Consider the following 23,071-nt stretch of genomic DNA (forward strand, 5'->3'; position numbering starts at 1 on the left):
CATCATCAGAAAAGTTATCGAGCATGATGATACTTGGCTTAAAATCAAGTGCTGCTAGTAGCTCCTCTGTATTTCGAACCTCAACCTCCCACGGCATATAGAACGGCTTCTGGTCGAGGATCCTCTGCAAAGCTCCACGCATACCGTGCGAGTTAGCATCGATATGATTATTCTTAACGAGGATCATATCACCAAGTGAAAAACGGTGATTTTTTCCACCACCAACCGTAACCGCATACTTATCAAGCATCCGCCAGCCGGGTAGCGTCTTTCTCGTATCAAGCACAACCAATCCATTCGCTTCGGCAACGAAGTCCCTCGTGTGCGTAGCTACACCGCTAAGCCTCTGAAGAAAGTTAAGGACTGTTCTCTCTGCTGCGAGGATCTCGCGGGTTAAGCCGGAAAGTTCCGCCAGTACAACCTCTGATTGAACGAGTGTGCCGTCCTGGCAGCGATTATTTACAGTCACATGGAACTTAGCCTCCTCTATAATCATAGAGATGACCTCAATGCCGCACACAACCAAGGGCTGTCGTGCGATAATGCGCGCGATCGATTGATGATCGCGCGAAACTGAGAGCTCCGAGGTGACGTCGCCCAGCGCGAGGTCCTCTTCGAGCGCTAGTGCAACAAGTTTTCTAACTAACGGGGCACCCTTCATATACTCTCATAGCTCCTAGCGATTAAAGGCCCACATATAGGAGTGCCGCACTACTACTCTAAGCGCCGCAGCAGTTGGAACCGCAAGAAAGATCCCGAGCAGTCCAAAAAGCTGTCCACCCGCAAAAAGCGCTAGGATAATCACAAGTGGCGAGAGCCCCAGTGATTCTCCAAGAACCCTTGGTGTAATAACCGTCCCCTCCAAGGCCTGCACGATTGCATACACCCCCCAGACCCATAACACATGCGTAAAATCACCGAAGGTAACCAACGCCATCAGGGAGCTTAACAGGATACCTATAATAAAACCGAGGTAAGGAATAATATTACCGAAGCCTGAGATAGCGGCGAGTAGTAACCACAGGTCAACCCCCACTAGGCCAAGCCCGATAGAGTAGAGAACGAAGAGTATTGAGCACACGATAGCCTGTCCGCGCACGAACGACGAAACGTACATATCGATCTCGGTGAAGATCTCGCTAACCTTTCTGCGCTTAGTCAGAGGGAAGAGCCCAAAGATAAAGCCGTGGATGCGCCTAAGATCAATTGCTAGATAATATACGATAAAGGGCAATAGCGCGATGTTCACCAGGGTTAACACCCTGTCGTAGCCACTCAGCAGGGTACCGATAAGGGCGTTACCGATGCTCTTAATGGTATCGCCACTAACTAATGGCAGACTAGAAGGTAGAGTAGCAAGAAGCTCCTCGATGCTATGACTCTCGCGCAACCAGCTCGGTAGTAGCCCACGTGCCCGCTCCAGTAATGGCCCGAGCCGCCCATGCCCAACCTCAAGATAGCGATTAAGGTTCTCACTTAATCTTCGAAATTCATCGAGTATGGTTGGCAGTGCCGTAATCCCTACCAGCGCAAAGATCGCCAGCAGCCCAACAAGCACGATCCAAAAGCCATAGACCCTTGCAACTCCGCGCCTCTCAAGCCTGGCCAGTATCGGATCTATGGCGTAGGCGATGAAGTACCCCACGACCAGAAGCACCAATAACTCGCGCAGCTCGATGGCGAGCCACACCACCCCAACCAGGGTAGCACAGCTAAGTATCCATAACGGCGGAAGGAACGATTGTCTAGGTGTCGTCATACGCTCCCTACATAAAGCTAAGTACCGGTCGGCCAAAGATCTGCTCTACCTCTTCACATAGCGCTTCGGAGGGCAGCACACAAACCTAGCGTTATCCCGTAAAACTATAGAAACCTCGCCCTCATCTAGCTGTAAGCGGACCTTGATGGGACAGGTGCCGGTGTGGCGCTGAAAGAGAGATTGCACCTTGGGTAGCCTGGCCTCCATGTCATCTAGTGCCGTAAGCATCAGGAATCCCTGGGTTGCGTTGCGATCACGTAGCGCTATCAGCGACTCCATCTTCTCTACTATTAGAGCACAACGCTCCGCTGTAACATCGGCCCGTCCAGTTATTAGCACCGGATCATCGGCCACAATAAGGCTCTGAATCTGCCGATAGGTGTCGGGCCAAACGATCGAATCAACCGTGCCGAGCCAGTCTTCAAACGCAAAGGTCGCGTAGCGGTCCCCCTTCTTGGTATTCTTGAGCTTGAGTGCGGTAATTACCCCGCCCACCTTTACATCTTTGAGCTTCGTAACCTTTACATCCGCACTCGTTAAAGCACCAAGCCGCTTAAGATCTCCCTTAAACTTCTCCAGTGGATGACCAGAGATATAAAACCCGAGCGCCTCGCGCTCATAGGCCAGCTTTTGATTAATCGGCCACTCTGACAGAGTAACGAACCTCTTCGACACCGTTGGACGGGATTGGGCTGAGCCAAAGAGTGAAATCTGATTCGGATCGACGTCTTTCTGAGTGCCGAAGATCTTAAGCAACTCCTCAAGTCGCTCAAACATCTCACGCCGCGATGTCTTACTGAAATCTAAACCACCGCTACGAATTATATTCTCAAAGACCCGTTTATTCACCTGGCGCAGATCGACACGCGCGATCAGATCTTCAAGATTCTGAAAGGGTCCACTCTGACGTGCTGCAAGAATCGCCTCTACGGCCTTCTGCCCAGTTCCCTTAATAGCCTCCAGGCCGAACAGGATCTTGGCCCCCAGCACTGCGAATCCAGCCGCGCTTTCATTAACGTTAGGGGGGAGCACCGAGATGCCCTGCTTTCGACACTCGTTAAAGTTCTTGAAAGTTTTGTCGCTATCATCCATGTCGTGCGTCATCAGCGCTGCCATGAACTCCACACCGTAGTGCGCCTTGAGGTATGCAGTCTGAAATGAGATCAAAGCATAGGCCGCCGTATGGCTTCTATTAAATCCGTAACGCGCAAAGGTCTCCATCTGCTGGAAGATCTCATCCGCCAGGCGCTTATCAATCCCGCGCTCCACAGCACCACCCACGAAACGGGACTCCTGTTTCGCCATCTCCTCGGGATCCTTCTTACCCATCGCCTTTCTGAGTAGATCGGCCTCTCCTAGCGAGTACCCGGAGAGTACGCGCGCAAGCTGCATAATCTGCTCCTGATAGAGGATTACGCCGTAAGTATCGGCTAAGATCTCCTTCATCAGGGGGTGTAGATAGACGATCGGCTCACGTCCGTGCTTGCGTTCGATGTAACGATCGACCATGCCGGCATCAAGTGGCCCCGGTCGATAGAGCGCCAAAATAGCTACGACATCATCAAAGCCGCTGGGCTTTAAGCGGATAACCATCTCCGTAATGCCGCTCGACTCAAGTTGGAATACCCCGGTCGTATTACCGCCACACAGTAACGAGTAGGTCCTCTGATCGTTAATTGGTAACGTATTTAGGTCAAGTGTAACACCGCGGCTGCCCTTTATAATTTCAAGCGCAGTATGAAGCACCGTCAGTGTCTTAAGCCCCAGAAAGTCGAACTTTACTAGACCGATCTTCTCAACGTAGGTCATCGAGTACTGCGTAACGTTGTTACCGTCCTTATCAACCATCATCGGAAGAAGCTCATCGAGCGGGCGATCTCCGATTACAACACCAGCCGCGTGCGTTGATGAGTGGCGGGTAAGACCCTCAAGCTTCCTAGCGAGCGCTATTAGTTGCTGCCCCTCTCCCGCCGCATACTCAGCGAGACGCGGCTCCATCTTAATGGCCTCGCTCAAAGGATAATCAAAACCCTGGCGCGGTGCTGGCACAAGTTGTGCGATACGATCGGTCTCTGCATAGCTCATGCCTAATGCGCGACCAACGTCCTTAATAGCAGCCTTCGCTTTGAGCGTTCCGAAGGTTACGATCTGAGCAACGTTCTCTTTACCGTATTTTTCAACCACATACTTAAGCACGCGCGCGCGTCCATTAATGCAGAAATCGACATCTATATCAGGCATGCTGACACGTTCTGGATTTAAGAACCGCTCAAAGAATAACTTATTCGAGATCGGATCCACCTCGGTAATACGCATGGCATACGCTACCAATGACCCGGCAACGGAGCCACGACCGGGTCCTACCGGTATGGCGCTATCCTTGGCCCAAACGATAAAGTCCGCCACCACCAGAAAATATCCCGCAAAGCCCATCTTTCCGATTAGAGCGATCTCTTCTTCAAGGCGGTCGCGGTACGCCTGCGCCAGGGCCGAGGTCCAACTCGTTGCTGTTGAAAGCAGCTCAACTCGCTTCTTAAGCCCCTCGCGCGCTATCTCTGCCATCAGATCTATTAATGGGCGGGTATCCTCGCTCTTAAAGAGCGGCATAAAGTAGGTCTTTGAATCAAAGGAGAGGTCGCACTGAGTAGCGATTAGCGCTGTGTTTTTAATAGCCTCCGGCACCTCACTAATGGCACCGAACTCCTCGAGCATCTCTTCTGAGGTTTTAAGGTGCAGATGAATGCCCTCGTGACGAAGACGATCAGGGTCCTGGATATTCTTGCCGGTAGAGATGCACATCAGCACCTCCTGCGCGAAGTGATCCTCCTTATCAAGGTAGTGGCAATCGGTTGTTGCCACCAACGGAATACCCATACTCTTTGCTAGATCGATCACAGCCGCATTATGCTTCTGTTGCTCTTTAATCTGGTGAGGTTGAATCTCTAGGTAATAGCGATCCTTAAAGACCCGTTGATAGAACTCAGCTACCTGTTTAGCAGCACGGTAATCGTCTAGCTCTGTAGCGTTAGCGAGCTCTCCAGCCAGACAACCGCTCAGTATGATTAAGCCCTCGGAGTAACGCTCAAGGAGTTCGTGATCAACGCGCGGCTTAAAATAAAACCCCTCCTTATAGGCCAAACTAGAGAGCTTGCAGAGGTTGTGGTAACCAGTTTTATTTGCCGCCAGAACAGTTAAGTGACAGGTACTAGATCCGCCCTGAGCACGCATGGTGCGTTCGTGGCGGGAGCCTGCCGTAACATACAATTCGCAACCAATAAGCGGCTTGATGCCTATTTTTTTAGCCTCCGAATAAAACTCAACAGCCCCGTGCATATTACCGTGATCGGTCATTGCTATGGCGGGTTGTCCTAAACGCGCGGCGTGCTCAAGAACGTCGGGAAGTTTATTGGCCCCGTCGAGCAAGCTATATTGGGTATGAAGATGGAGGTGAACGAACTGCGACACTACGCCTCAGGGTAAAAAGTGAGACCAGAAAAAAGACTCTAGAAACAAACCCTAACTCTACCCTCTCGCGGTCCGCCGCTCAAGTATAAGGATCGCCATGCTTGCCGATATATTCAACAAACTAGAGGGTAGCGCTCCCAGCGCTTTACCAGGTCGGGAGCAGCTCACCCCCCGCCACCCTAACCAGCTCAGAGCCCCGGTAAAAGCCCTCCAGGGCATCCAGTAGGGCGATATCATCGGTATTACCCTGCAGCAGTGCCGCGTCCCTGTTTTGCTGTAAAGCCTGCACCATCTGGCCCAACGTTGTATGGTAATTACCCTCAGCTCCCTCCTCCCGGATAGTGCGAGCCATCTGGAGCTTTGCGCCGTAACGGTGCAGCGCATAGCGCCTTAGCATATCAGCGCTAGCTGGCTCGGAGAGATCTAGCTCTGGGGAGCTAAGGCGATAACGGGTAAAGAGCACCTTAGCCTCTGGCCCCTTTAACGAAGCTAGTAGCTCGCGTTTATTCTCTCGAATGGCCCGAGAGAGTAGATCCATGCACTGGAAATCCATGCGGTAGATAAACTGCTCAATATCGCAGGTGGTTGTTGAAAAGAAATTCGTCAAGTTAATCGCGCTAAATTGCTTAATGGCCGCACGTGCCAGGGCCTGAACATCAGAGAGCTGCAGAGCCTGATCCGATACGAAGAAGGCGCTCTTCTGCGCTGAGCGCCAGGAGATAGCTGACGGATCCTGTTTGACGCTATACCGTTCAAGGTTAATCCAAAGCGCCCGCTTGTTGTCGTTTGCCAGCAGTGTCATCGGAGTAGTTGCTAGATGCGTATCAAGAGTAATGTCGTACTCAGGCTCCTCCATCATATAGACGGCACCGGAACGGGCCGTTGAGTGCAGCTTTAAGCCCTCATAAGGCTCATAGGTCGTAACGTCAATGCCGCACTCGCGCTTGAGCCACTCAGCCACCTTGATAGTCAGCATAACGTCCTCGCGCGACTCGTGCGCCTGTGTGCCATCAAGCAGCCCGAGCGCCTTGCCTACAGTTTGCAAAGACAGCGAGAGTTTTTTTTCGCCCTTACGTTGCTCCTTAATCAGTGCACGAAATGGAGCAGAGATAAGATAGGCCTTTTGACAGGCGTGCAGCAGATCGTGCGGGCTTAGCTTTCCACCAAAATATGGATTAAAACCGTTACGAACTAAACTGGTGCGCAGGTACGGGAGATCGAAACGCGAAGAGTTATACCCAACAAACGCTACGGCTCCCCTGGCACGTTGAATACAAGCTGAAAGAAAGGCCTCAATCCTGCGCATCGCATCACGCTCATGATCGCTTGCGATACGTTGGTGCTCTAGCACGTTGGTGCGATTGGCAAGTATAGCGCCCGCTTCGGGTAACTGCAGCCGCGAGATCTTAACGAGCCCTGAGATCTCATCGATCGGCTGCAGATCATCATCTACCATCACGAATGAGTAGTTAAGGATCTGTCCAATCGGGTTTTTGTCTGTGGTTTCAAGGTCGTAAAAAATGGCGTACATGTACCTTACAGGCTACACCATCTAGGCTTTCATTCAAGGTTATTTAACGGTATTGGGGGGCCCTTCCGTCAGGTATGAGATTAGCTCGCTCAGAATCTTTCTCTGCTCGATAACGTGGTGCTTTGAGGAGCCGGTCGAGGTTGCTGCCGAGGCTGGTCGCCCAATATAGAGCGGCTCAACCTGGCTGGCAGCCCTTAGGTACGGAGCAACGTGGGTCCAAGCACCCATATTTTGCGGCTCTTCCTGTAGCCAGATCACACGCTGCGCTCCACTCTCCTTAATAATCTCAGAGATTATCTCCGAGATCTGGGCCTGCGGGAAGGGATAGAGCTCCTCAACCCGCACAATGCGAGCTGAAAGCTTTTCGTGCTCCTTTAACGCTGCCTGTACATCGTGATAAACCTTGCCGCTCAAGAGCACTACGTTGCGGCACGTTGCGCTATCATTCAAGTTATCCTCAATAACTGGCCGAAAGCTGCCATTACTCATCTCAGAGAGGGCGCTCATAGCGCTCGGCAGCCGCAGTAAGCTCTTGGGCGTCATAATTATCAGCGGCCGCTTAATATCCGTCAGGGCCTGCCGTCGCAGAAGATGGAAGTGCTGTGCTGCAGTTGATGGGTAGCAGACCCGCATGTTGCACTCAGCGCACATCTGCAAGTAGCGCTCTAGGCGCGCGCTCGAGTGCTCAGGACCCTGCCCTTCGTAGCCATGCGGCAGCATTAATGTAAGACCCGATAGCTGGCCCCACTTGGCCTCGGAGCTCGATAGGAACTGATCTAGGATAACCTGCGCGCCGTTTGCGAAATCTCCAAACTGAGCCTCCCAAATCGTCAGACCATGAAGATCGGTTGCTGCATATCCGAATTCAAATCCGATCACAGCCGCCTCTGAAAGCGGGCTATTATAGAGCTCAAAACGGGCCGTGGACCCTTCGCGCTCGGCCAACGCCTGCAATGGGCTCCAGTTATCACCAGTTTGGAAATTATCCAGCAGAAGATGACGCTGGCTAAATGTACCACGACCGGAATCCTGACCACTGAAACGAACTGAGCGGCCCTCCAGTAAGAGCGAACCAAAAGCTAGCGCCTCTGCAACGCCCCACTCAATACCCTTTCCTGATTCGACGCTCTCGACCCGTTTCTCGATAATTTTAGCTAACTTTGCGTGCGGCACGAAACCTTCAGGAAACTCTACCAATGCGCGCGCAACCCTCTTAAGGGTTGCAACTTTAACACCTGTCGAATCCGGTAGCGGTGTAAGCTGACCGCGCATCGTGCTGAGTTCCACCTTGGTAGCTGTAGAGATGCGTTCATGCGCGCTAGCAAAGAAGCCCTTATAATCGCTAACTGCTGTATCGAGCCAGCCCTGATTAACAACACCCTCGGCTAGCAGTTGCTCTCCGTATTGTTGCCAAATTGGCTGCTTGCCCTTCAGCTCTGCATAGGTAAGGGGCTGCGTAAAGCTTGGATCATCTCCTTCATTATGGCCGTGCTTGCGGTGTCCGATCAGGTCAACGAAAACATCCTTGCCGAAGGTGTTGCGATACTCCAGCGCAAGAGAGACTGTCCAACACGCCCCCTCAGGATCTTCGCAGTTAACGTGGAATATAGGAGCGTCGATGCCCTTGGCTAGATCGGTGCAGTACCTGGTCGAGCGCGACTCGTCCGCTGTTGTGGTAAAGCCTATCTGGTTATTCGTAACGATGTGCAGCGTTCCACCGGTCGAGTAGCCCTCAAGGCCAGAGAAGTTAATGGTCTCAAATGCAACGCCCTGTCCAGCCAAGGCTGCGTCACCGTGCAGAACAAGGGGTAATACGCTACGCCGGTCGCGATCGTATTGTTTATCCTGAAGGGCGCGTGCGATACCCTCAACAACAGGATTTACGAATTCAAGATGCGATGGATTCGGTACCATCATTAACTTAATAGCTTTTCCATCTTGTTGACACACCGACTCGTAACCAAGGTGGTACTTTACATCACCGGCTCCCACAACAGCCGCTATAGTCAGATCTTCAAACTCTTCAAAGATCTCCTCAAGTGGTTTATTTATAATATTCGTTAGGATGTTAAGACGTCCACGATGCGCCATGCCGAAAATAATACCCTGCAGCCCGGCCAGAGCCGCATCACGAATAACGGTCGAGAGCGCTGGCAGGATGGTTTCATTACCCTCACACGAAAAACGCTTTGCGCCTACGTACTTCCGGTGCAGCTCGGATTCAAAGAGCTCGCCCCGCATTAGGTCGAGAAAGATCTTCATCTTAACTGTTTTACTTACCACGGAGGGCTGCGATAGCCGCTGCTCAATGCGCTTGCGTAACCACTCACGTTCCTCGGTACTTGTAATATGAGAAAATTCAAACCCGATTGAGCCGCAGTAAATATCAGAGAGCGTGCGAATTAACTCCGCAAGTGAATCGCAACGCTTAGCACCAAATAGATAAGAAGAGAGTGGAACAGACTCGGCCGATTGCGCCTCTCCGTAGAACGAAGGGTGTAATTCAGGTGCAGAGATCGGCGTCATACCGCCGTGCACAAGTGGGCTCACTCGCGCAGCCAGATGTCCGTACCTTCTAAATCCATCAACGACTCTATCGGCGAGTGCGTTGTTATTGCTAGTAGAGATATACTTGGCGCTGCTCTCAGGTGCTACGGTTGTATTATGTCCATTCGTGTGCGCGTGATCATTTGAAAGATCGAGCGCATTAAAGAACTCAACCCACTCAGGCTCTAGCAGCGTTGGATCTGAGAGATAGAGCTGGTAGAGCTCCGTTAAATATCCAGCATTTGATCCAAATGATAATAACCTGTTGCCGTCCATATTTCCCTAGTTATTTTGACAAGTTGCGCATTAGCCTAGCAGAACACCCAGGCATCCTTAAAGGGGGTCTGAGTAAAGTGATCGATCTTCTAGGCAAAAAGCTTTAATTTACAATTTATTCATCTGTTTGGCACTTTTTACTATAGTTCATGGGTACTTACCTCAAGACCTCAAGCCTTACCCCTGACCGCCAATAATCCAGCCACCGAGATAGCCTCTAGGTTATGCGCCTGGCTAAGCAGGAGTGGGGCGCTTGTGCGGATTCTGGCCTGTAGCTCCTCCGCAATCGAAGCGGCCGTGGCATCACCAGCTATGGAGCTCGAAAGGTCTAGCATGGCGAGTCCAACAGCTCGAACGAGCTCTATGTTGCTTGCAATCACATCCGTTGTCTGATTGAGCGCCTTGACGTTTGACTGCAGCGTTTGGCGCAACTTTTTCATGCCCGAACGTACCGCCGAGAAGCCCCCCGAGCCATCATCGTCGCCAACCACCTCGTCTGGATCACGAATCGCCTGCTTTAAAACGCGGTAGAATTGCTCTTTGGGGATTAAATCAGCACTCGTCGACACCTCTCCCGATGTGTCGATACGGGAGTCAGAGAGTGATGTTATCTTTTTAAAGGCGTTTGATATCTCATTAACGTTATCTCGATCTAGCCCGGCCCTGGCCAATATATTTGCCAAATCATCTACCTTAAAAACGTTTGTATCCTGAGCTGCGGTCTCCTTGAGCACCCCCTCAAAATCACCCACCAATTCGCCAAAGCTCTGCTTAAGACTCTGAGCCTTACCAGGGGTTATACCGCCCCTGCTGGCCTTAGTGAGAACTCTCTCCAGTTTTTCTACTACTCCCAGCAGCTTTTCATTCGCAGCACGCGATACGTTGATGTATGAGATGCCGATGTTTAGAAGTTGAATACCGGCACCGAAGCTACGAGCTCCACTACGAAGCCCCTCAGAGAGCGAGACCTCCTGCTTGGCTCTTAGCGTTGTTTGACCAGTCGAGTCGCTCGAGCTAGAGGTTCCCACTTTGGTGAGGGTTTTAACGAAGCTCTCGTCGATTACTCTACTTAAAATTGTGACTGCCATTGAATGCCGTTCCCCCCCCCTTTTTAGATGACGAAAAGCGCTTAAAAGCTTCCTGTTGTGCTCTATTGGTGATTTGACTCACCCAGGAGCTCAAATACCCAATGCTTTAAGCCCCTTGTTCCCTCTATGCCAACCTTATGACCAACCCCCTCCTCGATATAGGTTACATGCAGCCCGAGCTCCCTAAGTAGCTCAACCCCAAGACGGGCGCGCTCAACCTGAATAACCTCGTCCTTAATACCGTGCGCGATGAAGATCTGCGGCTTGTCGTGAATATACGTTGGCCCATCAGGCTCAGGGACCAGCCCTGCTAGCACACCGAGACCATCGAGGGCTATATCGCCAGAGAGCATCGCGCTAGAGAGAAGTACAGCGCCCTGTGAAAACCCAAGCGCGATAACCTTGCTTGGCGTTAGTGACCCTAACGTTATAAATCGCTCTATAGCTAAAGAAAGTTGCTTGGCAGCACGCTTGATCTGATCTTTTTTCGATTCAGGGGTCTCAAAGTCCCACCAACTAAATCCACCTAGCGGATCGGGCAAAAAAGCTTCAAAAGCAACTATTGATGCACCATTCGGAAGGCACTGCTCAAAGAACCACATCACCTGTCGGGTTCCAGCACGCCCATGAACAAATATAACCAGGGGCGCACAAGCATCACGACCCTCTCGCTGTATAAACTTTAGCCCTACGTATGCCTCCTCTTGCGGAGTTGAAATTCGTCGCATGGCTTCATATTAACGAGCACGGAGAGTCGCGGCAACTCACTGTATCAGTTTGCTGAGCTCAGGGTCTATTATGATGTCAATTGCCCCATCTCTAGAGATCTCAGGCAACTTAAGTGGAAAGCGATCAGAGTGTTCGATCCCCACCAAAATTAAGATGTGGTGTGGGTTAACGTTAAGGAAGGAGCACACAGATTGAAACGAAAATACGTAATCGTCCTCACCACTGATGAAATAATCCTTGGCCTTACGAGAGAACTCGCCCTCTCTATTCATGTCTGCTATGGCGTTTAGCAACACGGCGCGTAGCAGGTTTTTCTCAGGAGTTGCCAACTCCGGCTGCTCGAAATCGTCGAAAGCTGTAAATATAGCTGTGTTCTTTTTATCGCTGGCCATACTTATTCTGATGCTCCATTTTAGCGTTCGACCCGAGAAACTCCCGCCTAAGTAAAAGTTCGGCCAATTAACATCCGGACTTGATACAGCAGAGCTATTTGGCGTGCTTGGAAGCTCAATGGGTTATGGGATAACCCAGCTATTATACAGTAAATTTGGCTATAATTTGCGCTTACAAACTAGTGCGCCTTAAGTTTTACTAGCCGATCGCCGAAACTATAGAGTATCAGGGAAAGATATGACTCTTTAACTGCTGCCAAGGAGGGCATCATGCAAGTCGAAAAAAACTATAGTCTTCTCATTAGTCCTGCCTACGGGACCCCCGGCATACGGGGAACTGCCGATCGAATCGCAAAGAGCCGAGATTCGATGAATAGGGAGCGCCGCAAACAACTTGAGCAGCCTCTGATTGCCTCACCCTCAGAGGAGGTTGTGGTCGCAGCGAGCACTACGGAGTCTCCACCACCGGAGAACCTCCCGCTCGAGTTTCATGTGCTTAATATTACGGTCTAGCGTTAACGCTTCGCCAACTCTTGGCGAATTTTGACGGTTGCCTGTTCAACTAGGGCGCTCTCGCCAAGCCCTAGCTCAGCGATGGCGATAATCGTTCCACGTACATCAACGCGAACCTCAAGCCCTTCGCGAAATGGGCGTCGAATAAAAAGCACCTCAAAGCGCTCTCCATCAACCTCTATGATACGGCTCCAACTTTCTTCCATCTATTCCCACTCGATCGTTGCCGGAGGCTTGCTGGATATATCGAGTACAACCCGATTTACCCCCTTAACCTCGTTTACGATGCGATTGCTAACTCGACGTAGAAGCGCCTCTGGTAGCGCAGCCCAATCAGCTGTCATGCCGTCCTCTGAGTAGACCGCCCTAAGCGCTATCGTCTCGTCGTAGGTACGCCCATCCCCCATTACTCCAACGCTCCTGACTGGCAGAAGCACCGCAAAAGTTTGCCACAACCCTGGATAAAGCCCCTCAGCCCGGATCTCTTCTAGAAATATATGGTCCGCCTCCTGCAGTACTTTTACGCGCTCACGGGTAACCTCACCAAGTACCCGCACGGCCAGCCCCGGCCCTGGAAAGGGTTGGCGCTGCAGGATCTCTTGTGGCATCTCAAGCTCACGCCCAAGCGCACGCACCTCATCCTTAAATAGCTCACGGAAGGGTTCAATCAACTTAAAATTAAGCCGCTCTGGAAGCCCCCCTACGTTATGGTGGGTTTTAATCGTGGCGGAGGGCCCGCGCACGGAGAGGCTCTCGATTACATCTGGATAGAGGGTGCCCTGCACTAGATGAGTCACGTTTTTGATGGTTTTAGCGCGCTCCTCAAAGACCTCGATAAAGACCCGTCCGATAATCTTACGCTTCTGCTCAGGATCCGTCACGCCGGTCAGCTCGCTTAGAAACCTCTCGCTAGCGTCAATCATCTCGACGTTAAGATCGAGCCCCTTGAGCCGCTGCATAACCGATACCGCCTCGCCCTTACGCATCAAGCCGGTCTCAACGAATAAACAGTGCAGCCTTTTTCCTAGCGCTCGCGATACAAGTACCGCCGCTACGGTTGAATCCACCCCGCCGCTCAGTGCGCAAAGAACCTGCGCAGTTGGTCCGACCTGTTCCGAGACCCTCTTAACCGATTGCTCAATAAAATTTTCAGGGGTCCAATCCGGCAAGCAGCCCGCCATGCCGTGCACGAAGCCTTGCAAGATCTGCTTGCCCTGTGGGGTGTGCACAACCTCTGGATGAAACTGCAACGCTACAAATGGCTTTGATGAATGCTGCATCGCAGCGATCGGAGCCCCCCCGCTCGACGCCAACGTCACGAACCCTTCAGGAAGACTCTCAACGTGATCGCCGTGACTCATCCAAACCGAGAGGGTCTCGCCCCTACTCCAGGCTCCAAAAAGCCCCTCTGAGCGCTCGATCTTAATCGAAGATGGCCCGTACTCACGCGCCGCACCCCGCCCAAGCGTACCCCCAAAGTGATGCGCCATAAGCTGCATGCCGTAGCAGATACCAAGGGTTGGGAGTCCAGTGGAGAGCCATGCCAGATTAAAATCAGGCGCGTCGGTGTCAGTAACACTAGCCGGTCCGCCAGAGAGGATAATACCCTTGACCTGTCGCAAATCGACCGAGCTGGGGTCGGTAGTGCAAGGCTTAACCTCGCTATATACGCTCAACTCACGTACACGCCTGGCTATTAGTTGTGTGTACTGAGAACCGAAATCTAGGATCAGGATCACAATTGCCTCACTAGGTAAAACTTCGTTTGCGCAACAGGGCTATTGCAATCACCCTAGCAGGTTGCAGTGTCTCAAGTAATCAGAACAAAGTATAGCTCGTAACTATTCATCAGGTTTTACCGGTAACTAGTCACCATTATAGCTCAAGCTTTCCCTAGCGAACATCCGATTAGTATAACTAGGTGGGGCGGCAACTATCGCTAGGCGCCTTGCTAGCCGGCTTGCTGGAATAGTTTTATAGGATCATTTTTGTGGATAAGATAATCTCATCTCCGTTTAAAGGATCTGTGGCGTGGCTACTGGCTTCGCTTGCCCTCCTACTCGCCCCTACCCCGTACGGTTATCTCCATGCGCATGGAGACTTTATTCAGACGATGGCATCCGGGGTCTATCAGAGTACGGATGGACAGACCAAGGTGGTGCTCAGCACTAAACCTGGTGCACAGGGCCTCTTCGTTTTAGTTGGTCCGGCCACCGCGCCGCAGGAGTTCAATATAGAGGCATTTCCTGCAAAAGATACCAAGCACATCTTTATTCGCTTTAATGGAGATGCCCAACCTCCGGTCTACTCCGAGATCGTTATTAACAAGAAGAGTTACAAGATTTCAGGCAACCTTACTATCGGTATCGGCCCACACACATCCGTCAGCATCGATAACAATAATCCGTACCTTACTATTGTAACCGAAAGCACCTCTAAACTTGAGAACCCCGCCATCCTAGGCTTCCTCGGGCTAAACGAGGTCGTACGAGAAAAAGGATCGCTTGCGACGCTGCTAGCTGCAAATCAGCTCAATGCCGAGATCTCACGCGTTATTCGCCCCTACCTGATAGAGGGTGACATGCTGCTGCTAAGCGGCAAACCGGTCTCAACACCATTTATCGGAACCTTTGTTAAACCAGAGAACAACTGCCTAAACCCAGGTTACGTTATCTTCAGCGCAGCACAGACCGCTAAAATTAGGAGCACTAAGGTTCAGGAGCAGCGCTTAAAACTGATCGAGCAGTTTCTGGTAGATAATAAAAAAAGCTCCCCGTTCAAGGATTATCTAGTGCTCAAAGCCGACAAGAGCTCCGCAATATTACTTAACGTAAAGGAGAAGAATATCAGCGAGCTGCACGCACTCTCAGAGGAGCGCAAGATCTGTATAATCTCAGATATTGCCACTAGCTAGTAGTTGATACGAGACTTGAGACCCCGTCGCCTCTCGTTGGTCAAGCGACTTCTGCGCCTAAAGAGAATCCGGATATCATTTCCAATAAAGGGATAGATCTTGCGCACACTGTTCTTAAGATAACGCTCATAATTAAATCTAAGCCGTTCAGGGTAGTTTACAAACACGGCAAACGTTGGTGGTTTTGTAGCTACCTGAGTAACGTAAAGTAATTTTACCGGATTACCGCGGTACACCGGAGGTGGTTTTACAGCAAACGCATTGCTAAAGACCTTATTAGCCTCAGATGTCGAGAGACGAACACGCGCCGCCTCGCACACCTCGATAACGGTATCAAGCACAGCCAAGCAGCGCTGCCCAGTTAACGCCGATACGAATACCACCGGTGCATAGGCTGCGAATTTAAAGACCTCGCGCACAACCGCACGATAGGCCTCCGCAATACGGCCATCCTTTTCAATTAGATCCCACTTATTAACAACGATAACGAGACTCTTTCCCTTATCGTGCGCTAGCCCAACAATCCTGGCATCCTGCTCGGTTGGCGTGCCTTCAGAGGCATCCAACAAAAATACCGCCACATCACTCTGCGCTAGCGAGCGCAGGGTGCGAATGTTGCTAAAGCGCTCGACTGAATTCTCGTGCACACCGGCCTTCTTACGAAGTCCTGCTGTATCAACGATCTCAAAATCACGCCCATCCCTGCTTAAATCGCTCTTAATACTGTCGCGAGTTGTTCCCGCTATCGGCGAGCAGATCATACGCTCCTCGCCGAGCAGCTTATTAACGAAGGTGCTCTTGCCCACGTTGGGTTTTCCGATAATAGCGATATTAATAGTCGAGCTATCTAGAGGCTCCTCCTTAAGAGGGCCGTTCTCCTCAAACAGCGCTAGATCGATCTCATCGTTATCGCCAAACTCCTGCTCCTCAGGCAGCTCGGATACAACATTGATCGGTCCGATTAGCTCCTTCATCTTACTAAGCAGCTCGCGGATACCCCGTCTGTGTGCAGCGCTTAGCGGAATAATCTCATCCACTCCGAGTCCATACAGCTCAGTTGCCGTCATGGCTGCCGATGGCTTCTCGCACTTGTTAGCAACGTAGATAGCGGGTTTTCCGATCAGACGAACTAGTTTGAGTACCTCGCTATCAAGTGGGTGCAGGCCATGCAATCCATCAAAAACAACGATAACGAGATCGCTCTGCTTCATGGCGATCTCGGTCTGCGCTTGCACCGATTCGTGCAACGCGATGTTCTCCTCTCCTATCAGGGCTCCGGTATCAATCAGTGTGAATGGAAAATCAAAGCGGGTCACCACCTCGTAGTAACGATCCCTGGTCACCCCAGGCTGATCCTTTACTACCGCCTTACGCCTACCCGCAAGCGCGTTAAATAAGGTGGATTTCCCTACGTTGGTTCTTCCAACGATACAGATGGTCGGAAGTGTACTATCTCTCCTCATGATTAACCTCTTTCACCGCCGCTGTTGCGGCAGGCATCTCTGCAGCCTCACCATTTATCTCAGGGGAGTCTGAACTCTCTGCTGCGACAAGAAACTTAGCATCGATATCATCAGCCGGCTTAAGATGGGCTAACGCCTCCTCTGCTGCGGCCTGCTGAGAGGCTTTCTTAGTTGGTCCACGTCCACGCCCTACGATCTGTTGATCCACCTCAACTACTGAGATAAATACAGGCGCATGTTCAGGCCCCTCTACACACTCAAGTCGGTAAACTGGAACCTCACTACCGGCGGCGTGTAACGCCTCCTGTAGCTCTGTCTTAGGATCTCGTGGGGTAACGGTAACGAGCTGACTACCAAGTAGTCGCTCGATACAGCTCTTGGCAACATCGTAGCCGCCCTCGCGGTATACAGCGCCAAGTACGGCCTCAAGCACATCGGCCAGAATTGATGCGCGCTCAGAGCCGCCACTCGCCAACTCTCCTCGACTTAGTCTGATAAACTTTCCAAGCTTTAAGCTGCGCGAGATCTCTGCTAGAGATGACGTGTTCACAAGCGCCGCTCTCATCTTAGATAGCTCGCCCTCACGGGCATCCGTATGTTGATCAAGCAGGAGGTGTGCCACGGCCAGGTCAAAAACAGCGTCACCTAGAAATTCAAGTCGCTCGTAGTCGCTCTTGGCACCCTTGGCATGCACGGAGCGGTGAGTTAACGCGCGCTCCAGCCAGTCCAGATCCTTAAATTTATAGCCGAGCTTTGCTTCAATCTCGTCGTAGCATTCACGCCCTAAAGGCTCTGGTGCTGTGCGCGGTATTTTCTTCTCTCCGTCGTTTTCATCGCCGGAGTTATTAACTATTCCAAATCTCATGAAAGGCTCCTTATTTCACTACAGAGCCTCACAATCACAAAAGTAGCCGCGCAGGATGGCCCTACTGCAGCTCTCTTTGGTGATTGAGAGGAAGACAAACAAGGGGTTAGTTTAGCAGAAACTACCCACTATTCAAAATCGTGCTGCTGGGCTTCGGTAGGTCCATGCAATCGCCTACCTTTCCGAAATCACCCTAATTATATATTATTAGGTACATCCACCCCGTATCCAACTAAAGGTCCCTATGAAATGTAAGCACTCTAGTGCGTCTCAGGCCGGCTCATCAAAGGCAACAAATCAAGATGCTTACCTCGTTGATGATCGGCTTGGTATTCACCTGGTCTGCGATGGAATGGGGGGTCATAGGGGGGGAGAGACTGCTGCTCAGCTTGCTTGCAACACAACGCTAAACTACCTGCGTAAACACCAGGAAGCTATCCTGGGCTTTGCGGCCGGAACTGAATCCAAGGAGACCCTTGTAGATCTAGTCACATCAGCCATTCTGACCGCCAACACTGAGATTTATCGCATGGCTGCTGCGGAGCCCTCCCTGGCAGGCATGGGAACCACCCTAGCGATGCTCCTTATCACAGGGAACCTCGGCATAGTTGCCCACGTTGGTAGCAGCAGGGTTTATCTATACCGTAACGATCAGCTTACACAGCTAACGAAGGACCACACACTTTCCCAGGAGCTTATCGACCGCGGCCTTATGACGGAAGCCAAGGCTGCCAAATGGGCCTACGGTCGGGTGCTCTCCCGAGCGCTTGGGCCGATGGAGGCCGTTGTTGTTAATACCTTACAGCTCGATATTCTACCGGGCGATCGTTTCGTGCTAGCTACCGACGGTGTAACGACCGCGCTAACGGCGGATGAGATTAAAGCGGTACTTGCAAATTCATCTCAAGATACCGTAGCCCAGCTGCTAGTACAGGCATCGCATGCCAAGGACCATGAGATTCGTAGTGAAAATCATAGCGACGATGCTACCGTAATAGTCGCCGATTCCCTCTCCGATATAAGCGATGAGGCCCTTCAACAGGCGCGCACTTGGGAGGTGTTGCAAAAGACAAGCTCCCTGCAGGATATGTTCCTATTTCGCTCACTAGATCCGCGGTCAATTATGCAGATCGTAAGCAACTCGGTTATTATGTACAACGATCCAAGCGATCTGCTCTTTAATCAGGGCGATGTTGAACAGAATATCTACATTATACTTGAGGGCGACTTCGAGGTGCTTGTAAACGATACCGTAATCGCCAAACTTTCAAGGGGAAATCACTTCGGTGAGATGTCGTGGTTTAGTCAAGAACCGCGCTCGGCCACAGTTCGATGCTGTTCAAATTCAAAGCTTCTCAAGGTTAGTGCGCTATTTCTTGAGGGCTTTATACTTAGATCGCCCGAAGCCGGCGTGCTGATACTGCGAGAACTTGCTCGCGAGCTCAGTATGAGGCTGCGCGCTACTAACGAACTCATCCTTTATCGCGCTAACTAGACCTGACCTGCTACTACTACTCGTTTTTAGATGCCAACGCTCGTTACCCTGGCTTTTGGGATCGAGGTGCTAGTGAGTTATAGACAGAAGCTTAAGGAGCTGACTACTCCTTAGCTATACGCCCACCCGCGAGCAATTCCTCATTATTTAGATCGTACATGACCGCCGCCTGACCAGGCGATACGGCGGCCCAATCCTCACACCATGAGATTTGGCATCTCTGTGGGTCAATAACATGCATACGCGCCCTAACGCCTTGGTGACGTGAGCGTACCTGTACTATTAGCTCCTGCTCATATCCAGCACCACCATCCACATCCTGCATACGCCGAAGAAGCTCAGGATTTACCCATTGCATATCCTCGACTAGGAATCCTTCTCGCTTAAGGTCTTTGCGCGGACCAACTATGACTCGATCGCTAGCGGCATCGATATCAACAACGTATAGCGGCTCAGGGCTGCCGCCTAAGTTTAGGCCTCTACGCTGACCAACGGTATAGCGGTGAATACCGTCGTGCTCGCCAAGCTTTGCGCCGTCTTTTGTCACGAATGCGCCCCTAGGTTTACGTCCACCTATCTTGGCCACAAAATCTTGTACACTCCCTGCAACGAAGCAGATATCCTGACTCTCCGGCTTGTCGGCCGTAAGTAATCCAGCTTCACGCGCAATCTCGCGGATCTCTGGCTTCGTGTAATCTCCAACCGGAAAGAGGGTCTGCTCTAGCTCCTCCTGCCTACAGGTATAGAGAAAATAACTCTGGTCTTTTTCGAGGTCGCGCCCCCGTAAAAGATGAAACCCTGCGACACTTTTTGTAATACGTGCATAGTGTCCAGTTGCAACGTGGCTACACCCAAAGCCCTTTGCACGCTCACGCAGCTCCCTAAACTTTACCTTACTGTTACAGTCGATACAGGGGTTAGGGGTTAAGCCTCGCTGATAGCTCTCTACGAAACGTTGTATAACTTCGCGCTGAAAGGTCTCTTCGAAATCAACCACGTAGTAAGGAATATCAAGAGTGGCAGCAACACGACGAGCATCACAAAAATCAGCGGGACTACAACACGTTGCTCGACTGTTCTCGGCCGAGTTTTTCTTATAGTCCCAGACCTGCATGGAGACTCCAACGAGCTGTACCCCAGTTTCCACCCTGGTTTTTGCCAGCAGGTATGCAGCCACGGAGGAGTCGACTCCGCCTGACATGGCTACAACTATAGAGCTGGGGGTCTTAGAGCTATGTGTGTGTGTATCGGTAGTCATATCATCCTAGTAACAGCTCGCTTAAACGCTGTAACGACCTGCAGGATCTCGCTACGCTCACTATCGGCTCTAAAGCTAACACGAACCGTCGATCTAATCCTACTGGAAGGCTGCCCCATCGCCATTAGCACATGTGAGGGCTCAGGCTTTCCGGAGGAACAGGCAGCACCTGAGGATATCAGGACCCCCGCTAGATCCAACGCCACTATTAGATCATCAGCTCGTATGCCGGGGATATATAGACTAGTCGTATTAGGTAGGCGCAGCCCATTCTGCGCATTAACCTCACATCCAGGTAGCGCCCGCACTATCTCATCCTCAAAGGTGTCGCGCGCTATGCGCATGGCAGAGATGCGCCGCGTAAGATCTAAACGGATCAGATCGGCAACCGCGCCGAGCACCGCGATGCCAAGTACGTTCTCAGTTCCACCACGAAGCTTCCCCTCCTGCGCACCACCAACAAGTAAGGGCGCAATAGAGATCCCCTCACGCGCGATAATAACCCCAGTTCCACTAAGCGCTCCTAACTTGTGAGCAGAGAGTGTCATGACATCAACCCCAAGCTCCTGCATATCACTCGCAACCTTACCGACAAACTGCGCAGCATCGGTGTGTATTACGGCATGTGGAGCGCGCTGCCTAACGGCTCTTACGATCTCAAGCATCGGATTAATAACACCAACCTCGTTATTTGCCGCCATAACGGAGACCAACGCCGTATCGGGTGTTAGCACTTCAAATATCGCCTCAGGAGAGATGCGACACCCAGCATCTGGCGCAACCAGCGCCACATCACGCCCCTCGGCTAAGAGCCTCTTAAGGGGCTCTAAGATACAGGGGTGCTCTATCAACGTAGAAACCATTCGCCCCGATTGGCGTGCACATGAGGCAACGATGGTATTATTGGCCTCCGTAGCGCCGGAGGTAAAGATAACGGTATCGCTGGGGTGCGCCCCTACCAATCGGCGCACAGCTGCCCTGGCCTCCTCAACGGTAGCCTTCGCGCGCTGCCCCCCACGGTGAGTAGAGCTCGGATTTCCAAGTTGCCGAGCGCACTTAGAGATAACTCCCTGAATTACCTCATCAGGGGTATATGTACCGTTTACGTCACAATCGTAGCTAATCACAGGCAAAAAGCCCCAGAATCTAATGCCATCGACATAAACCTCCGACCATAAAGTTAGGAGAGAGGTTACAATGGCTCCATTATCTACGCAAAGTATAGCGGTTTTAGGCGCTCAGGTCATCGCAGCCGGATTCCCGGCGCAGCAAACCCGTAGCACAGAGGCAGCGCAGGCCGCAGGGGTTCAAAATAGCCAAAATCAGGCCAGGGCCCAGGGTAGCGCCACCCAGACCCGTGATGATAAGACACGTGCAATACAGAGCGAGAAACGAACGGAGGGCATCTTCGCCGATCAATCTATTAGCGACGAGGACGATAAGCACGGCTCTGAGCAGCAACCCAAACAGGGCAAGCTTAATAAAGTAGTATGAGCGACGCAACTTGGAGTTAAAAACTCCGAAATACAAAGATGAAATGGCGCTATGCAGGGCTTACCATCGTCTTAGCGTTAATAATCTTAGTTAGGGAGATAGCAAGACTCTCCGCTCAGATCGTTACCCCACAAGCCGAATGGTTTACCCCTTCCCCTTCTATCGATGCGGAGTCCCGCTTAGCGATGGGATTAAAGCTTCCAATTCTTTGCGCCGACTTCACCGCGCTCGAACTGATCTCAGGGGTATCGGACAGATTAGCAAGCGATCTACTTACAAACCGATTTAAGATGCGCGCCTCGCTGCAGGGCGATGGTAAGCAGGGCCTAAGCGAGCAGCAGGCGCTCGAACTAACACGCGGGGTTGGGCCAAAAACAGCTGCTAAATTAATACAATTTATCTCAATTGCAGAGCCCTGCCCGAATGATCTACGCTAATGCAACGTTGCAGTATTGCAACGATTTATTTTCCTAGCCCCTACAGATGCGTATCCTCGTTATCGCCAAAGCGCTCGACAGGCCTGAAGCCCATATCTTGGTGGGATTAAAGAACCGTGGCGCAACAGTACAGGTCCTGCTGCAAGAGGAGAACGCGCACGCGCAGATCCTGCGCGACTCTAACATCACTATCTTACGCTTTCCGCTCTCAAGTCGTCTTGATATTAAGGGAATGTTGGCTTTACGCCGCATAGTTAAATCGGAGCAGATCGATCTCGTCTACGCACTCTCAAACGCAGCTCTCTCCTGTGCGAACCTCGGGCTATTTGGACTAGATCTCTCGATCGTTACCTACCGCGGAACGGTTGGGCACCTAAGTTGGTTCGACCCCTCCTCGTGGCTTACCTTCCTTAATCCACGCGTACGAAAGATCCTGTGCGTTTCAAAAGCTGTCGAGAGATACCTGCAAGATCTAGGGGTCTCGCAAGACAAGTTAGTAACCGTATACAAGGGACACGACGTCGCCTGGTATACAGCACCACCGACAGCAACACGCTCTGTCAAGGTCCCCTTTCTTTGAACACATAGTCTTAAATCAGTAGCATCGGCTGTTCCTCAGCCCCGCAGGGGCTGGAGGGGGGTGCTCGAGGGGGGAGACTCATAACTTGTTGATAAGTTGTTAGTTGAGCTTGAGCACGTTTTCGGGCAATTGCTGGAGGCGCCCTATGAGCGGAATGGATCCGTTCGGTGTTGTAGTAGCCGATGTAGCAGTAGATAGCCTCCATCAGCTCGGATAGCGATGAGAACCGCTCAGGGTCTCCGAACTCGACTTTAAATCGTCCGAA

Annotated in this window: 21 protein-coding genes; 6 read left to right on the forward strand and 15 right to left on the reverse strand. The window is 51.6% G+C overall.

From position 1 onward, the window contains the following. From nadC to NTV65_10570, 8 genes are all read right to left on the reverse strand, one after another. Window positions 1–661 (reverse strand): carboxylating nicotinate-nucleotide diphosphorylase (nadC, locus tag NTV65_10535; protein MCX6115631.1); only part of this gene is annotated, 661 nt, incomplete at its 3' end. A gap of 15 nt (window positions 662–676) precedes the next feature. Then, window positions 677–1,759 carry an AI-2E family transporter gene (locus NTV65_10540; protein MCX6115632.1) on the reverse strand — a complete coding sequence of 361 codons (1,083 nt, stop codon included), beginning with the start codon at window positions 1,757–1,759 and terminating at the stop codon, window positions 677–679. A 45-nt stretch (window positions 1,760–1,804) separates the two neighbouring features. Beyond that, window positions 1,805–5,224 (reverse strand): DNA polymerase III subunit alpha, encoded by a 3,420-nt coding sequence (gene dnaE, locus NTV65_10545; protein MCX6115633.1) that lies wholly within the window; start codon window positions 5,222–5,224, stop codon window positions 1,805–1,807. Between the two features lie 145 nt (window positions 5,225–5,369). Further along, on the reverse strand, window positions 5,370–6,755 hold the full coding sequence (locus tag NTV65_10550; GenBank protein ID MCX6115634.1) for a hypothetical protein: 1,386 nt from the start codon (window positions 6,753–6,755) through the stop codon (window positions 5,370–5,372). 39 nt (window positions 6,756–6,794) lie between these two features. Next, window positions 6,795–9,578, reverse strand: coding sequence for a 2-oxoglutarate dehydrogenase E1 component (locus NTV65_10555; protein ID MCX6115635.1), 2,784 nt, complete (start codon window positions 9,576–9,578; stop codon window positions 6,795–6,797). Between the two features lie 170 nt (window positions 9,579–9,748). Further along, the gene (locus NTV65_10560; GenBank protein ID MCX6115636.1) at window positions 9,749–10,666 is read right to left on the reverse strand and encodes a hypothetical protein; all 918 of its coding nucleotides are present in this window, start codon (window positions 10,664–10,666) and stop codon (window positions 9,749–9,751) included. Window positions 10,667–10,728: 62 nt separating this feature from the next. Beyond that, the gene (locus tag NTV65_10565; protein ID MCX6115637.1) at window positions 10,729–11,394 is read right to left on the reverse strand and encodes a hypothetical protein; all 666 of its coding nucleotides are present in this window, start codon (window positions 11,392–11,394) and stop codon (window positions 10,729–10,731) included. A gap of 36 nt (window positions 11,395–11,430) precedes the next feature. Next, a complete protein-coding gene (locus tag NTV65_10570; protein MCX6115638.1) occupies window positions 11,431–11,787 on the reverse strand; it encodes a hypothetical protein in 357 nt (118 codons plus the stop codon). Between the two features lie 270 nt (window positions 11,788–12,057). Between NTV65_10570 and NTV65_10575 the strand changes: the two genes are divergently transcribed. Further along, window positions 12,058–12,300 carry a hypothetical protein gene (locus NTV65_10575; GenBank protein MCX6115639.1) on the forward strand — a complete coding sequence of 81 codons (243 nt, stop codon included), beginning with the start codon at window positions 12,058–12,060 and terminating at the stop codon, window positions 12,298–12,300. 2 nt (window positions 12,301–12,302) lie between these two features. Here NTV65_10575 and NTV65_10580 read toward each other — a convergent pair whose 3' ends face one another. Both NTV65_10580 and guaA read right to left on the reverse strand, forming a co-directional pair. Continuing rightward, window positions 12,303–12,506, reverse strand: a complete 204-nt coding sequence (locus tag NTV65_10580) for a hypothetical protein (protein MCX6115640.1) — start codon at window positions 12,504–12,506, stop codon at window positions 12,303–12,305. Continuing rightward, window positions 12,507–14,039: a glutamine-hydrolyzing GMP synthase gene (gene guaA, locus NTV65_10585; GenBank protein MCX6115641.1), complete on the reverse strand. Its 1,533-nt coding sequence runs from the start codon at window positions 14,037–14,039 to the stop codon at window positions 12,507–12,509. Between the two features lie 251 nt (window positions 14,040–14,290). On the opposite strand from guaA, the gene NTV65_10590 reads away from it, so the two are divergent. Beyond that, entirely contained in the window at window positions 14,291–15,214 is a 924-nt protein-coding gene (locus NTV65_10590) for a hypothetical protein (GenBank protein ID MCX6115642.1), read from the forward strand. Here NTV65_10590 and der read toward each other — a convergent pair. Together der and rnc are read right to left on the reverse strand one after the other, a co-directional pair. Beyond that, the gene (gene der / locus NTV65_10595; protein ID MCX6115643.1) at window positions 15,211–16,677 is read right to left on the reverse strand and encodes a ribosome biogenesis GTPase Der; all 1,467 of its coding nucleotides are present in this window, start codon (window positions 16,675–16,677) and stop codon (window positions 15,211–15,213) included. The genes NTV65_10590 and der overlap by 4 nt on opposite strands. After that, window positions 16,664–17,542, reverse strand: coding sequence for a ribonuclease III (rnc, locus tag NTV65_10600; protein ID MCX6115644.1), 879 nt, complete (start codon window positions 17,540–17,542; stop codon window positions 16,664–16,666). Before rnc ends, der begins: the two co-directional genes overlap by 14 nt. Before the next feature lie 244 nt (window positions 17,543–17,786). Between rnc and NTV65_10605 the strand changes: the two genes are divergently transcribed. Beyond that, entirely contained in the window at window positions 17,787–19,037 is a 1,251-nt protein-coding gene (locus tag NTV65_10605; protein MCX6115645.1) for a protein phosphatase 2C domain-containing protein, read from the forward strand. Between the two features lie 103 nt (window positions 19,038–19,140). Here the strand turns inward: NTV65_10605 and mnmA are convergent, their stop codons facing one another. Together mnmA and NTV65_10615 are read right to left on the reverse strand one after the other, a co-directional pair. Continuing rightward, entirely contained in the window at window positions 19,141–20,295 is a 1,155-nt protein-coding gene (gene mnmA / locus NTV65_10610) for a tRNA 2-thiouridine(34) synthase MnmA (protein MCX6115646.1), read from the reverse strand. Next, complete coding sequence (locus NTV65_10615; GenBank protein MCX6115647.1) at window positions 20,292–21,422, reverse strand: cysteine desulfurase family protein; 1,131 nt, start codon at window positions 21,420–21,422, stop codon at window positions 20,292–20,294. The genes mnmA and NTV65_10615 overlap by 4 nt, the downstream gene beginning before the upstream one ends. 70 nt (window positions 21,423–21,492) lie before the next feature. On the opposite strand from NTV65_10615, the gene NTV65_10620 reads away from it, so the two are divergent. The 3 genes from NTV65_10620 to NTV65_10630 are packed head-to-tail and all read left to right on the forward strand — an operon-like array spanning window position 21,493 to window position 22,806. Beyond that, complete coding sequence (locus tag NTV65_10620) at window positions 21,493–21,789, forward strand: hypothetical protein (GenBank protein ID MCX6115648.1); 297 nt, start codon at window positions 21,493–21,495, stop codon at window positions 21,787–21,789. 38 nt (window positions 21,790–21,827) lie between these two features. Continuing rightward, window positions 21,828–22,226 (forward strand): hypothetical protein, encoded by a 399-nt coding sequence (locus NTV65_10625; GenBank protein MCX6115649.1) that lies wholly within the window; start codon window positions 21,828–21,830, stop codon window positions 22,224–22,226. A gap of 46 nt (window positions 22,227–22,272) precedes the next feature. After that, window positions 22,273–22,806, forward strand: coding sequence for a glycosyltransferase (locus tag NTV65_10630; GenBank protein MCX6115650.1), 534 nt, complete (start codon window positions 22,273–22,275; stop codon window positions 22,804–22,806). A gap of 10 nt (window positions 22,807–22,816) precedes the next feature. Here the strand turns inward: NTV65_10630 and NTV65_10635 are convergent. Continuing rightward, a partial coding sequence (locus NTV65_10635) for an IS3 family transposase (protein MCX6115651.1) occupies window positions 22,817–23,071 on the reverse strand: 255 nt, incomplete at its 5' end.

This window comes from Pseudomonadota bacterium (assembly GCA_026390555.1).
GTDB lineage: Bacteria > Bdellovibrionota_C > UBA2361 > UBA2361 > OMII01 > OMII01.

Excerpts from the sequence above, each read along its gene's own strand:
- NTV65_10540 (MCX6115632.1), bottom strand. The coding sequence starts at position 1,759 with ATGACGACACCTAGACAATCGTTCCTTCCGCCGTTATGGATACTTAGC.
- NTV65_10550 (MCX6115634.1), bottom strand. The coding sequence starts at position 6,755 with ATGTACGCCATTTTTTACGACCTTGAAACCACAGACAAAAACCCGATT.
- NTV65_10555 (MCX6115635.1), bottom strand. The coding sequence starts at position 9,578 with ATGGACGGCAACAGGTTATTATCATTTGGATCAAATGCTGGATATTTA.
- NTV65_10560 (MCX6115636.1), bottom strand. The coding sequence starts at position 10,666 with ATGGCAGTCACAATTTTAAGTAGAGTAATCGACGAGAGCTTCGTTAAA.
- NTV65_10565 (MCX6115637.1), bottom strand. The coding sequence starts at position 11,394 with ATGCGACGAATTTCAACTCCGCAAGAGGAGGCATACGTAGGGCTAAAG.
- NTV65_10570 (MCX6115638.1), bottom strand. The coding sequence starts at position 11,787 with ATGGCCAGCGATAAAAAGAACACAGCTATATTTACAGCTTTCGACGAT.
- NTV65_10575 (MCX6115639.1), top strand. The coding sequence starts at position 12,058 with ATGCAAGTCGAAAAAAACTATAGTCTTCTCATTAGTCCTGCCTACGGG.
- NTV65_10580 (MCX6115640.1), bottom strand. The coding sequence starts at position 12,506 with ATGGAAGAAAGTTGGAGCCGTATCATAGAGGTTGATGGAGAGCGCTTT.
- der (MCX6115643.1), bottom strand. The coding sequence starts at position 16,677 with ATGAGGAGAGATAGTACACTTCCGACCATCTGTATCGTTGGAAGAACC.
- rnc (MCX6115644.1), bottom strand. The coding sequence starts at position 17,542 with ATGAGATTTGGAATAGTTAATAACTCCGGCGATGAAAACGACGGAGAG.
- NTV65_10605 (MCX6115645.1), top strand. The coding sequence starts at position 17,787 with ATGAAATGTAAGCACTCTAGTGCGTCTCAGGCCGGCTCATCAAAGGCA.
- mnmA (MCX6115646.1), bottom strand. The coding sequence starts at position 20,295 with ATGACTACCGATACACACACACATAGCTCTAAGACCCCCAGCTCTATA.
- NTV65_10620 (MCX6115648.1), top strand. The coding sequence starts at position 21,493 with ATGGCTCCATTATCTACGCAAAGTATAGCGGTTTTAGGCGCTCAGGTC.
- NTV65_10625 (MCX6115649.1), top strand. The coding sequence starts at position 21,828 with ATGAAATGGCGCTATGCAGGGCTTACCATCGTCTTAGCGTTAATAATC.
- NTV65_10630 (MCX6115650.1), top strand. The coding sequence starts at position 22,273 with ATGCGTATCCTCGTTATCGCCAAAGCGCTCGACAGGCCTGAAGCCCAT.